Raw genomic sequence first — 12,765 nt, 5'->3', positions numbered from 1 at the left:
TCCATGACAGTGCAGACCGATGGCCAGACCGCAGTGAATGCCGACGAGCTCGACGACGTAACGCTGGCCACGATCGACCGGCACCTGCTCGAACGCATCGTGCGCGGCGCCCACCTGCCCTCGCTGCTCGCGGCGCTCGCGCACGTCACCGGCGATACGTCGATCCTCGAGCCCGGTGTGCGTCCGCGCCTCGCGTCCGAGACGCTCGCGATGGACCAGACGGGTGGGCTCGACGCCGCGGCTCGGGACCGCGCCATCGAGCTGGTCGTCGAGACGATCCTCGCGCACCGTGAGCGGCTGGCCGAGTCGGTCGCCGACACGGTGACGGATGACCTCAGTGAGATCTTCACGTTCCTCACCGGCTCCGACGACCCGGCCTACCGCGACGTCATCCTGCATGAGCTCGGGATCTCCCCGGAGCGTCCGGAGGCGACGTGGACCAAAGCGGGAACCGCAGCGAACCGCGACTTCCGTGTGATCGTCGTCGGGGCAGGCATGTCGGGGATCGCCATGGTGCACGAGCTGGTGCGGGCCGGCGTGGACGTCCTGGTTCTCGAGCGGGCGGACGACGTCGGGGGCGTGTGGCTCGCAAACGACTACCCCGGCGCCAAGCTGGACACGTCGAACTTCACCTACAGCTACTCGTTCGCCCAGCGAGCTGACTGGGCCGACCAGTACTCCAGCCGCGACGAGGTGTTGAACTACCTCCGACACGTGGCGGACCAGTTCGACCTGCGCCGACACATGCGGTTCGGCGTGCGCGTCGAGAAGGCATCGTTCGACCGCGAGAGCGGCACATGGACCATTGAGGTTGTGGGGCCCGGCGGGCCCGAGATCCTGACGTCGAACGTGTTCGTCAGTGCGGTGGGGCAGCTGAGCGAGCCGAACATCCCGCCGATCGCCGGCGCCGAGACGTTTGCCGGGCCGGCGTTTCACACGGCTGAGTGGCGGCATGACGTCGATCTCGAGGGGCGCAACGTGGCGCTCATCGGTACCGGGGCGAGCGCGTTCCAGGTGGTCCCTCCGGTCGCGAAGGTCGCGAGCCACCTGACAGTCTTCCAACGCACCCCGGCCTGGGTCATCCCCACCGCGGACTACAATGCGCCCCTGGCGCCGGCGGCCCGTTGGCTCTTCGAGCAGATCCCGACCTCCGGCCGCTGGTATCGCTTCAACCAGTTCTGGACGAACGTGGACGGCATCCGTCGGCTCGCGGAGGTCGATCCGGACTGGGACATCGACGGCTCCGTCTCGGCGGAGAACGCCCGCATGAGGGAGGCGCTCGCCGATGGGTTCCGAGCGGCGTTCGAAGGTCGTCCCGATCTCGTCGAGCAGCTGATCCCGACCTACCCGCCGTACGCCAAGCGCACGGTCCGGGACGACGGTACGTGGTCCTCCGCGCTCCAGCGAGACAACGTCACGCTCACGTCCGCCGGCATCGCACGCATCAGCGAGCACGCGGTGCATACGAAGGACGGCGCCGAGCACCCGGCCGATGTCGTCATCTACGGCACGGGCTTCCGCGCCTCGGAGTTCCTCGCGAGCATCGCGGTCGAGAACTCCGACGGGGTCACGCTCGAGGACTTCTGGGCCGGTGACTCTCGTGCCTTCTACGGAGTGATGGTGCCGACCTTCCCGAACTTCTTCATGCTGTACGGCCCAAACACCAACCTCAACGTCAACTCCAGCGTCGTGCTCTTCTCCGAGGCCGGCGCGGAGCTCGTCTCGCAGTGCATTCGCCAACTTCTCGTCCGGGAGGCGTCGAGCATCGAGGTGCGTGAGGAGCCTTTCCGCGAGCTCAACGAGAAGATCGACCGCGACAGCCAGGGCCTCGCGATCGGCGTCTCCACAGTCAACACCTGGTACAAGAACCGGTTCGGCCGCAATTCGCAGAACTGGGCCGGATCGACGCTCGAGTACTGGCGCGGGACGCACGACTTCGACCCGGAAAACTTCCGCATCTCCTAGGCGCGCTGACGTGCGGCCCACCGAACGCCGCTCTACCGCCGAACCACCCACGAAAGAAAGGTTGACCTGTGACCACATCGAGCGACGTGAGCGTGCTGATCGTCGGCGGCGGTCCCGTTGGGATGTTCCTCGCCGCGGACCTGGGCAGGCGAGGGGTCCGCACCGTCGTGGTGGATCGCGAGGAGCGTGGCAGCGACCAGGCCAAGGTCATGCAGGTCAGCGTCCGGACGCTGGAGTTCGCGCGCCAGCTGGGCATCGCCAAGGCCATGAGCACCTGGGGCTTCCCTGAGGACTACCCGCTGCACAACCTGTTCGTCACCTCGTTGGACGGCTACGAGCTCGGTCGCGCGCCCGGGGCGCCGATGGGGCAGCCGGGCTCTCCCGGTTACACCGAGCTCAGCCCCGAGTTCCAGGTGCATTGCCCGCAGCCCTGGCTTGAGCCGATCATCGAGGGTGCCGCACAGTCGAAGGACAGCGTGACGATCCTGCGGCGGCATGAGTTCGAGAGCTTGACCGAGTCGGCGGACGGCGTGACCTCGCTGGTGACCGACCTCAAGACCGGTGAGCAGCAGACCATCCGCGCCGACTACCTCATCTCCTGCGAGGGGTTCGGCGGCAAGGTCGGTGAAGCCCTAAACATCCCGGTCGACGAGCTCACCGTGGACTACTCCGTCGACATCGAGTTCGAGTGCGACGACCTGTTGGCCGAGCACGCCTTGGGTCCGGCGGTCCGCTATTCGCTGGTGGGCCCGCAGGGGACCTGGGCAACGATCGTCGCCGTCGACGGCGTACGCCGCTGGCGTCTGTCGGTGTACGCTGTCGGCCGGGAGGCCGCGAACACGTTCGACCCGCACCCCGCCATCCGGCGCGCGATCGGACACGACTTCACCTACGAGGTCGTGCGGCAGGGGCGCTGGAAGCGGCGGGCGGCGATGGCGGCGACCTTCGGACGCGGTCGCGTCCTGATCGCCGGCGACGCGGCGCACTGCAGCCCCCCGAACGGCGGCTTCGGCATGAACACCGGCATCGCCGACGTCATGAACCTCGGCTGGAAGATCGAGGCCGCCCTGGCCGGGTGGGCCGGCGAGGACCTGCTGGACTCCTACGGCGCCGAGCGACGCCCCATCGCGCAGATCACCCTCGCGGAGTCGCTGCGCGACTACGACCGGCTCGTCGGCAGCACCGCATACGCCGACATCGCGGCCGATACGGACGAGGCCGGCCGGAAGCGCCGCGAGATCGGCGACCGCCTCGTCGAGGGCAGTCTCAAGGCCTGGCGGCCGCTCGGCATCCACCTTGGTTACAGCTACGCCTCGTCCGGCATCGTTTGCACCACGCCGGGCACCTACCCCGAGTTCGATGCCCAGGACTACGAGCCGAAGGTGACCCCGGGCGCCCGCGCTCCGCACGTGTGGCTCTCCGAGGGCCGGTCCACGCTCGATCTGTTCGGTGAGTCGTTCGTGCTCCTCCGCGTCGGCGCACCGGCGGACGACGGCGGCTCCCTGGTGGAGGCCGCAGCGGCGGTCGGCATGCCGGTCGAGGTCGTGGACCTCGATGGCGACGAGGTCGCGTCGGTCTACGGCCGCTCCCTGGTGCTCGTCCGACCGGACGGACACGTCGCCTGGAGCGCCTCCGAGGTGCCCGGGGACCCCCGGCGAATTGTCGACACCGTTCGCGGCCAGCTGTCTGTCCGCAATCAGCTGCACGACCGGGACACCGTAGGGGCGATCTGATGTTCTTTGGACTTCGCCCGCCCGCTGCTCCGCCGGCTGCGGAGCCGGAGATCGACGTGCTCGTCGTCGGTGCCGGTCCTGCCGGGCTGACCGCCGCACTCACGCTGGCCTCCTACGGGCTGCGGGTGCACGCGCTCACGCAATTCCCGTGGCTCGCCAACTCGCCGCGGGCGCACATCACGAACCAGCGGACGATGGAGGTCCTGCGGGACCTCGGCGTCGACGACGAGGTGATGACGTACGGGTCCCCGTGGGATCAGATGGGGGACACGCTGTTCACCACCTCCCTGGCGGGGCCCGAGATCGCGCGCATCCGCGCTTGGGGCAGCGGCGACGACGAGCACGGACGGTACGTACGCTCGAGCCCCTCCGAGATGGTCGACGTCCCACAGCCCTACCTCGAGTCCGTGCTCGTTCGGAACGCGGGCGAGCGCGGTGCGCGCGTGCGTTTCAACACGGAGTACCTCGGGCACACACAGCACAGCGGCGGCGTCGATGTGCGGGTGCGCGAGACGCTCAGCGGCACCGAGTCCGTCGTGCGGGCGAAGTACCTCGTGGGGGCCGACGGCGCGCGCTCGGCCGTAGCTCGAGACATCAACCTCGAGTTCGAGGGCGACATGGGCCGGGGTTCCACGGTCTACGTCCGCTTCGAGGCCGACCTCACGCACCTCGTCGCTCATCGGCCGAGCATCCTCTACTGGATCGTCTCGGACGGAGGTGCTTACGGCGAGATCGGTCTCGGTCTGCTGCGCGCGGTGCGCCAGTGGGGGGAGTGGATCGCCGGGTGGGGGTTCGACCCCGCGGACGGCGAAGCGGACCTGTCGACCGAGACCGTCACCCGCAGGATCCGCGAGTTCATCGGCGACCCGGACATCGACGTCGAGGTGCTCGGTACCTCCGTCTGGCAGGTCAACGAGGCCTACGCGACGACATTCGGCAAGGGGCGCGTCTTCTGTGCCGGAGACGCCGTGCACCGCCACCCGCCGTCCGGCGGTCTCGGGTCGAACACGAGCGTCCAGGACTCGGCAAACCTCGCCTGGAAGCTGGCTTACGTCCTCAAGGGCTGGGCGGGGCCCGAGCTGCTGGAGACGTACGAGGCGGAGCGAGTGCCTGTCGGGCGCCATGTCGTCGGCCGTGCCAATCAGTCCCGACGCGACTACGTAGAGCTCCACGCGGCACTCGGGCAGGTGCCCGGCAGCGCCAAGGACTCGGTGCTCCGACGCGTGTCCGACCCGTCCGATGAGGGGGTTCGGGCCCGGGACGCGCTCGGTCAGGCGCTCGCCGTCAAGCAATACGAGTTCAACGCTCTCGGAGTCGAGCACAACCAGCGCTACTCGTCCGCTGCCGTCATCAGCGACGGCAACGACGACGAGCAGTGGTCCGAGGACCCGGAGCTGTACGCCACACCGACCACCCGACCGGGTGCCAAGCTCCCGCACACATGGCTGGTGGGCCCCGACGGTCGCCGCGTGTCGACCCTGGACGTCGTCGGCGCCGGGTGCTTCACGCTCGTCACCGGCTGCTCGGGGACCGACTGGCCCGAGGTGGTCGGCGAACTGGATCTTCCCTACCTTCGCTGCGTCGTCGTCGACGGTCCCGAGGTCGCGGACCTCTACCGCAGCTGGCAGGAGGCCCGGCAGATCGATGAGGCCGGCGCCCTCCTAGTACGCCCGGACGGGTACATCGCCTGGCGACACGCGGTCTCACCCGACGACCGCGACGCGGCGCGGCACGCGCTGACGGCCGCGCTCGAGCACGTGCTGTCGCTGTCCATCCGCACGAGCGAAGGAGTTGCGCCGTGAGTGCTCATTCCGTTGAGCTGCACGAGTCCATCACCGAGACGCAACTGGAATGCGGCGGGTACTCGACACGCATCCTGCTCGCCGGCCCGGCCGACGCCGAGCCGGTCCTCCTCCTGCATGACGGGGCCTGGGGCGGGAGCGCGGACGTGTCTTGGGAGTACGTCATCCCCGAGCTCGCCCGCGACCGGCGTGTCATCGCCCCTGACCTGCTCGGGTTCGGGGGAAGCGACAAGATCGTGTTCCTCGACCGCTCGCCGCACTCCTTCCGGATCAAGCACATCGCGAGCGTTCTTGCCGAGCTCGGGGTGCGCGCTCCAGTGGACGTGGTAGGCAACTCCTTCGGCGGCGCCACGGGGCTACGTGCGCTGGCCGGGCCCGACACGTTCCCGATCCGTTCGCTGGTCAGTATCGCCGGTACGGGTGGTGGTTGGCGGACGGAGAAGTCGCTGGGTGAGCTCGGCGAGTGGGACGGCACCCGCGAGGACCTGGCGCGGATTGCGGCCCTGCTGGTCGACACGGATACCGCCCACTTCGAGTCCTACCTGGATCGGCGACTCCACTGGGCGTCCCAGTCGGGTCATGCACGATCGGTACTCGCACCGGCGATCAAGATCCCTCACCATCTCCGGTCCAAGGTCGAGGACTCGTGGCCGGACCAGCTCCGGGGCATCACGACGCCGACGCTCCTCGTGCGCTGCGCACGTGACGTCCTGCTGTTCCCCGAGTGGGCGGACCGTGTGGCAGAGGCACTCGTCGACGCGCGCATCGTCGAGGTCGACCATCTGCATGCGCCGAACCTCGATCGACCAGACGAGGTCGTGTCCGTCGTCCGCGACTTCTGGCGTGAGGTGGCGGACGGTCGTCCGGCATCCTCACCGGCTGACCCGGCAAGAGCTTCCTGACCCACCGACTGGCACTCGCACCACCTACGCACGATCAACGACGAAGGAGTCACCACATGGACCTCGGATACTTCCTCATGCCGCTTCACCCCCCGGGCACGCCGGTCGAAGACTGGCTGCACGGCGACCTCGACCAGGTCGTGCAGCTCGACCGGCTCGGCTTCGAGGAGGCGTGGTTCGGCGAGCACTTCTCCAACGAGTGGGAGCCGCTCGTCTCGCCCGAACTGTTCATCGCCAATGCGCTGGGCCGCACCGATCGGATCCGCCTCGGCACCGGCGTCAACTCCCTCAGCTACCACCACCCGGTCCATCTGGCCAGCCGTATCGCGCTCCTCGACCACATGGCACAGGGCCGGTTCATGTGGGGTGTCGGGAACGGCGCACTACCGACCGACGGCGCACTGTTCGACGTCGACTTCTTCAAGAAGGAGCAGCGCACCGGCTCACGCGAGGTGCTCTCAGCCGTCCTCGACCTCTGGGACGACCCGAAGCCCGGACTCCACGAGAGCGAGTTCTTCCGCTACACGGTCCCGGAGCCGAACGAGGCTGCCGGCGTGCGTCTGCACATGCGGCCGTTCACCAAGCCGCATCCGCCCATCGCAGCCGCGGGTTCGGGCCCCAAGTCGGACATGCTCGGGTACGCAGGGGCGAACGGCTGGATCCCCATGAGCGTCAACTTCGTCGTTGCCGATACGGTGAAGAAGCAGTGGGAGGTGTACGAGGCCGCGGCGAAGGAGGCGGGCCGCGTGGCCGACCGGCGTCAGTGGCGGGTCAGCCGAGAGGTCGTCGTCGCACGAACCGATGAGGAGGCCCAGGAGCTCGCACTGAACAGCGCGCTCGGGCGCGACTGGATGAGCTACCTCGTGCCACTGTTCAAGATGCTGGGCGAGATGATCAACTTCAAGGACGACCCCTCGATCCCCGACGACGTCATTGACGAGCAGTTCTTCCTCGACAACATCTGGATCGTCGGCAGCCCCGAGACCGTCACCCAGAAGCTGCGTGACCTGTACGACTTCACGGGCGGCTTCGGCGTCCTCGCGGTGGCCGGTCACGAGTGGGACGCCGAGGGGCGCTCGCTCGAGTCGATGCGGCTCCTCGCCGAGGAGGTCCGGCCGAACCTCCCGACACCGCCGGCCCCTGAGGGCGCTTGACCTCATCGAGCGGCCGGCCCCGGAGCATCGCCAGATGCTCCGGGGCCGACTGTCGAACGAGCCGACGATGCGACACTTTAGGTGGTCTTCGCAGGCGGCCGACCTCAGCTCCCGGCCGGGTCAGGCCTGCGTTCGACGAGGTCCTTGATGTCCTGCACCGCCTGGAGGAGCAGCGGGACGGCAGCCCTGATGGCGTCCTCGTTCGGGCTGGAGATGTTGAGGCAGACGCGTGCGGCGACGAGCGTCGGGTCGAGCGGGGCCGCTAGCGCCCAGAAGCCGTGCTGGACCTCGGCGTGGGTGAGGGCGTAGCCCTGATCGCGTGCCTCGGTGACCTTGGTGGGTTCGTCAGGGTGTGGCTGGCGGAGCGAGAGAAGCGCGTACCCGCTCGCCCCGCGGTCGAGCGGGTGGCGACTGCCCTCGCCCAACCGGTTGACGTAGGCGAAGGTGCCGGGTTCGACGACGAGGGCGGCGACCGCCTCATCGTTCTCCTCGACGTAGAGCGCCACGGTCGAAGTTGTGGCCTCGCTCAGGTGCTTGAGGGTGGAAAGGAGCAACGACCGGAAGCCCGACCGGGCCGACTGCGCCAACCGCAGCACGCTGAGGCCGACCCGGTGCCGCCCGTCGAGGTCACGGCGGACGATCTGGTACTGCACAAGTGTCTGCAGGACCCGGTAGGCGATCGACTGATGGACGTCGAGCGCTCGAGCAACCTCGGCCCCCGTGAGACCGTCCGGTGAGTCGGAGATCAGCTGCAGCGCGGACAGCCCACGTGCAAGAGTCTGTGAACCCTGTACCGGTCGATTCTTGTCGGTCGCCATGTGAAGACCCCTCACTATCCGCTGCTCCAGAGTCCGTGCCCATGGTCCGTGCTGCGGAGGAAGGGCGACGCCTGTTGCGTATACGTAGATATAGTACTGGAACTGTCAATAAATGAGAATTTCGGTGGGTGCCGCCTGCTAGTGGTCGCTGAACCAGTCGTCGGCCGTGGCCACGCCCTGTGGTTGTTCTCCGCGCAGGTAGCGAGCCACGTTGGTTGCGGCTCGCTGGGCACCTGCCCGCCGGGCGCCCGTCACGGACGCCGAGTTGTGTGGCGAACCGAGGACGTTGGGTAGCTCGAAGAACGGATGGTCGAGCTCGAAGCGGCCGTGGCGAAACGGCTCGACCCACCACGCGTCGATGCCGGCAAGAAACCGGGGTTCGGCGACCAGGCGCGCATAGAGCGCCTGCTGGTCGACGATCTCGCCTCGTGCAACGTTGACACGGATCGCGTCGTCGCGCATCGACGCCAGCGCTTCCGCATCTATCAGGCCTGCGGTCCGGCGCGTGAGCGGCAGCGTCAACACAAGGATGTCGGCATGCGGGAGCGTCCGGGCGAGCTCGTGGACGTCGACCACGTCGTCGGCGGTCCCGTCGTTCGTCCCGCTCCGGCTGATCCCGATCACCCGCACTCCGAACGGCCGGAGCAGCTTGGCGACGGCCCGGCCGATCCCGCCGTACCCGAGGATGACGGCTGTCTGCCCGACTAGGCTGCGTCCGGTCGTGGTCTGGTCGAAGACACCCGTCGCCAGTTCACTGTGAGCGCCGAGCAGGCGCTTGGCCAGCGCGAGGATCATTGCGATGGCGTGCTCGGCCATGGGTTCGGCGTAGGCGCCGGCGTTCGTGGCCACCGTGACGCCAGGCGGTATCCGACGGGCGCTGACGTGATCCAGGCCGGCCGATACGGTCTGCAGGAGCCGGACGTGCACAGCGGAGTGCCAGTCCTCCTCTGTCACCTCCCGATCGGGATGCCAGCTGATCAACGCGGACGCGCGCTCGAAGGCCCCCGCGCGCTCCTGCTCACCGACCTCGGCGAGTGGGGCAACGTCAGCGATGCCGTCGAGCGCCGCCGTGATCGCTGACAGTTCACCGGAGTCCATCGCCGACGTGACCGCGACGGCCGGCGCAACAGCGGGTCTCGACACGTGCTCGTCGTGTCGACGAGTCCGGTGCTGCCCTTGCATCCCACCACCTCCCGGTCGGCGCGACCTGTCATGCATGTGTCAACAGGGAACTGACCCGCTCCCCGCGCCTTGACGCTAGCAAGCGGAGTGCCTGTTGACTGGACCAACTGTGTGCGCTTAGATCAGATATAGGCGCTAATGCCGCGATAAATGAGAAAGGTGACAACGTGGTCCCGATCGAGACTTCGAGCAGACCTCTTCAGCCGAGCCGTGCCGTGACGCCGAACGAGGTGTTCGCCGCCGAGGCCGACGTCATCGTCGTCGGATCGGGGGGTGCGGCCTTCGCTGCGGCTCTGAACGCCTCGTGGGAGGGCGCGGACGTCCTCATGCTCGAGAAGGGGTCGCGTGTGGGCGGGACCACCTTCAAGTCGCACGGGTGGACCTGGTGGCCCAACAACAGCTACCTCCGATCCGCCGGACTGACCGACGAGAGGACGGACGCCCTCCGGTACATGGCGAAGCTCGCCCGTCCCCACCGCTATCAGCCCGATGCGCCGACGTTGGGACTGGACCGGTGGGAGTACGACTGGCTGGCGACCTTCTACGACGAGGCCGGCGGTGTGCTCGACAACCTCGTCGAGCGTGGCGCGCTCCGCGTGATGCACGGCGCCGAGGTGCCCGACTACTTCGCCAACCTCCCCGAGGACAAGGCGCCGCGCGGCCGCGTGATGATGATGTCGACGGAGGACGGCGAGCTCGGATACGGCGACGAGCTCGTGGCGCAGCTCGTCCGCGCGGGCGAGGAGGCCGGCATCCCGTTGCACACCGAGCACGAGGTGGTCCAACTACTCGTGAACGACGCGCGGGCCGTCACGGGTGTGACTGCCAGAACCTCCGAGGGGCTCAGGTCATTCCGCGCCCGCCAGGCGGTGGTCTTCGGAACTGGCGGGTTCGGTCGGAACGAGGAGTACCTCAGCAACTTCCTCGCCCACCCCACGTTCGGGTCATGCGCGGCGGTCACCAACACGGGCGACTTCATCCCGCTCGCGACGAGCCTAGGTGCCCAGCTGCGCAACATGAACAACGCGTGGTTCGCGCCGACCACCTTCGAGAAGTGGATCAATTGCCAGGACGACCCGGACTACGCGAGCCTGTTCGCCCCGCCCGGCGACAGCATGGTCTTCGTCAACAGGTACGGCCGACGGGTGATGAACGAGCATGCGGTGTACAACGAGCTCGCCCAGGGATTCTTCGGGTGGGACGGTGCGCGCTCAGAGTTCCCCAACCTGTTCCAGCTGATGATCTGGGACGACGACTGCCAGCGGATCTTCAACGGCTACCCGAACCGGAACGACAACCCGATCCCTCCGGCAGGCGAGGACGACTCCCACGTCATCAAGGGCGCCACCTGGCCCGAGCTTGTCGCGAACATTCGCGAGCGGTTCGGCTCGCTCGCTGAGCAGACCGGCGGATACGAGCTAGACGACCACTTCGAGGAGACGCTCGCCGCGACGGTCGAGCGGTTCAACAAGCTGGCCCGCCAGGGCCGCGACGACGACTTCGGCCGGGGCGACAACCCGATCGAGATCGTGCTCCAGATGCACAACACCCCGGCTCTGCGCGAGAGCGACCTGCCGTCGAAGCAGCTCCACCCCATCAGCGACACCGGCCCGTTCTACGCCACCATCGCGACGGCCGGCACGCTCGACACCAAGGGCGGTCCGCTGACGAACACAGACTCCCAGGTGCTGGACGCGATGGGCCTCCCGATCCCCGGCCTCTACGGCGCGGGCAACTGCGTCGCCTCCGGGAGCGGCAAGGGGTACTTCGCGGCGGGGGCGACGCTCGCGCCCGCCCTGACCTTCGGAGCGATTGCCGGACGCCGTGCCGCCGCCGAGCCGGTCAAGGAGCTGCAGACCGTGCTCTCCGCATAGATGGACGACGCGTGCATAAGGATCCACGTCCCGACGCGCTCACGTCTACGACCCGACGCTCGCCCGCGGTAGGTGACGAGCACCCAGACCGACCACATCCGAAAGGACCACCCGATGGCACAGACCACTACCCCCCGGGCCGTCACCGCCGAGGGCCTCGCCGAGGGCGCTCGCGCTCTCGCCCCGAAGCTCGCCGAGCGCGCCCAGACCTTCGACGAGCTCCGCCGGCTCACCCCCGAGACCGCGCAGGAGATCCGTGACCTCGGGATCATCGGGGCGATGGTCCCCACCCAGCTCGGTGGGAGCGACCTCGGACCGGTCGCCGTCTTCGACGCGTGCGTCGAGCTGGCCAGGGGGAACGCCTCGGCCGCGTGGGTCGCGGGCAACTGGACCGTGCACGGCACGCTCGGGGCGATGTTCCCGGTCGAGACACACGAGGAGCTGTTCGGCGACGGGCTGCCGACGATCGCGACGGGGTTCAGCCCGTGGAGGGGCAAGACGAAGGCGGCCGACGGCGGCACCGTCCTCAGCGGTGACTGGGACTTCTCCAGTGGGATCAACCACTCGGACTGGGTGGTCCTCCAGGCCCTCGGCGAGCGTGGCCCCATCGCCCACCTCGTGCCCACGAGCGAGGTCCAGGTGCTCGACAACTGGAACACGAACGGCCTTCGCGGCACCGGCAGTCACGACGTTCACATCGACGAGCTCTTCGTCCCGGAGCGTCGGACCATCAACATGGGCGAGTCCAGCGACGGCGACTCGCACGGTTCGCGCGCGTATGGCACGGAGACCCTGCGCGTCCCGCTGGCGCAGCTCTTCGGCACGGGTGTCATCGCCACCGTGGTCGGCGCTGCGTTCGCTGCGGTCGATGCCTTCACGGGCGGGACGGCCAACGTCATCGGAGGGCTCGGCGGCGTCAAGCGCTCGAGCCGGCCCGAGGTGCACCTCGTCCTCGGCAAGGCGTCGGCCGACATCGGCGCCGCGCACACGGTCGTCCGGGACACGCTCCAGACCGCCATCGACACGGTCGACATCGAGGGCGGGTTCTCGCACGAGCAGCGCGTCCGGTGGCGCCGTGACATCGCCTGGGCAGGCCAGACGGCGGCGGGTGCGCTCTCGAGCATCTACGAGATCTCCGGAGCCCGCTCGCTCTTCCGCGGCGACGCACTCGACCAGGCTTACCGCGACGGGATCGCCGCATCGCACCACTTCAGCCTCTCGTGGGACCGCCTCTACGTCGGCTATGGCGAACTCATGACGGGCACGACCGAGACCGACCTCGCCATGGTCTGACGGCTCGTGCGCCATGCGAGAGACGACGCCCACCCGTCGGCC

General features: G+C 68.5%; 9 protein-coding genes. 7 read left to right on the top strand and 2 right to left on the bottom strand.

Annotated features, from left to right (window positions below; all coding sequences use genetic code 11):
* Window positions 1-3 precede the first annotated feature (3 nt).
* The 5 genes from AC24HA_RS00880 to AC24HA_RS00860 all read left to right on the top strand — a co-directional run bounded on the left by AC24HA_RS00880 (window position 4) and on the right by AC24HA_RS00860 (window position 7,556).
* Complete coding sequence (locus tag AC24HA_RS00880) at window positions 4-1,965, top strand: flavin-containing monooxygenase (protein ID WP_425707367.1); 1,962 nt, start codon at window positions 4-6, stop codon at window positions 1,963-1,965.
* A gap of 68 nt (window positions 1,966-2,033) precedes the next feature.
* Window positions 2,034-3,698 (top strand): FAD-dependent monooxygenase, encoded by a 1,665-nt coding sequence (locus AC24HA_RS00875; protein WP_425707368.1) that lies wholly within the window; start codon window positions 2,034-2,036, stop codon window positions 3,696-3,698.
* Complete coding sequence (locus tag AC24HA_RS00870) at window positions 3,698-5,500, top strand: FAD-dependent monooxygenase (RefSeq protein ID WP_425707369.1); 1,803 nt, start codon at window positions 3,698-3,700, stop codon at window positions 5,498-5,500. Before AC24HA_RS00875 ends, AC24HA_RS00870 begins: the two co-directional genes overlap by 1 nt.
* A complete protein-coding gene (locus tag AC24HA_RS00865) occupies window positions 5,497-6,402 on the top strand; it encodes an alpha/beta fold hydrolase (RefSeq protein WP_425707370.1) in 906 nt (301 codons plus the stop codon). Before AC24HA_RS00870 ends, AC24HA_RS00865 begins: the two co-directional genes overlap by 4 nt.
* A 56-nt stretch (window positions 6,403-6,458) precedes the next feature.
* Entirely contained in the window at window positions 6,459-7,556 is a 1,098-nt protein-coding gene (locus AC24HA_RS00860; RefSeq protein ID WP_425707371.1) for an LLM class flavin-dependent oxidoreductase, read from the top strand.
* Window positions 7,557-7,660: 104 nt separating this feature from the next.
* Here the strand turns inward: AC24HA_RS00860 and AC24HA_RS00855 are convergent, their stop codons facing one another.
* Window positions 7,661-8,374, bottom strand: a complete 714-nt coding sequence (locus AC24HA_RS00855; RefSeq protein ID WP_425707372.1) for an IclR family transcriptional regulator — start codon at window positions 8,372-8,374, stop codon at window positions 7,661-7,663.
* 138 nt (window positions 8,375-8,512) lie between these two features.
* Entirely contained in the window at window positions 8,513-9,556 is a 1,044-nt protein-coding gene (locus AC24HA_RS00850) for a 2-hydroxyacid dehydrogenase (protein WP_425707373.1), read from the bottom strand.
* A 215-nt stretch (window positions 9,557-9,771) separates the two neighbouring features.
* On the opposite strand from AC24HA_RS00850, the gene AC24HA_RS00845 reads away from it, so the two are divergent.
* Together AC24HA_RS00845 and AC24HA_RS00840 are read left to right on the top strand one after the other, a co-directional pair.
* Window positions 9,772-11,430, top strand: a complete 1,659-nt coding sequence (locus tag AC24HA_RS00845) for an FAD-dependent oxidoreductase (protein ID WP_425707374.1) — start codon at window positions 9,772-9,774, stop codon at window positions 11,428-11,430.
* Window positions 11,431-11,544: 114 nt separating this feature from the next.
* Window positions 11,545-12,723, top strand: a complete 1,179-nt coding sequence (locus AC24HA_RS00840; protein WP_425707375.1) for an acyl-CoA dehydrogenase family protein — start codon at window positions 11,545-11,547, stop codon at window positions 12,721-12,723.
* Window positions 12,724-12,765: the final 42 nt, after the last annotated feature.

Source organism: Georgenia sp. Z1491, from assembly GCF_057652395.1.
This window is presented reverse-complemented; position numbering and strand designations above follow the sequence as displayed.

What these genes read in the sequence shown, in the direction of transcription:
- AC24HA_RS00870 (WP_425707369.1), top strand. Translation starts at nt 3,698, where the DNA reads ATGTTCTTTGGACTTCGCCCGCCCGCTGCTCCGCCGGCTGCGGAGCCG.
- AC24HA_RS00850 (WP_425707373.1), bottom strand. Translation starts at nt 9,556, where the DNA reads ATGCAAGGGCAGCACCGGACTCGTCGACACGACGAGCACGTGTCGAGA.
- AC24HA_RS00855 (WP_425707372.1), bottom strand. Translation starts at nt 8,374, where the DNA reads ATGGCGACCGACAAGAATCGACCGGTACAGGGTTCACAGACTCTTGCA.
- AC24HA_RS00880 (WP_425707367.1), top strand. Translation starts at nt 4, where the DNA reads ATGACAGTGCAGACCGATGGCCAGACCGCAGTGAATGCCGACGAGCTC.
- AC24HA_RS00860 (WP_425707371.1), top strand. Translation starts at nt 6,459, where the DNA reads ATGGACCTCGGATACTTCCTCATGCCGCTTCACCCCCCGGGCACGCCG.
- AC24HA_RS00840 (WP_425707375.1), top strand. Translation starts at nt 11,545, where the DNA reads ATGGCACAGACCACTACCCCCCGGGCCGTCACCGCCGAGGGCCTCGCC.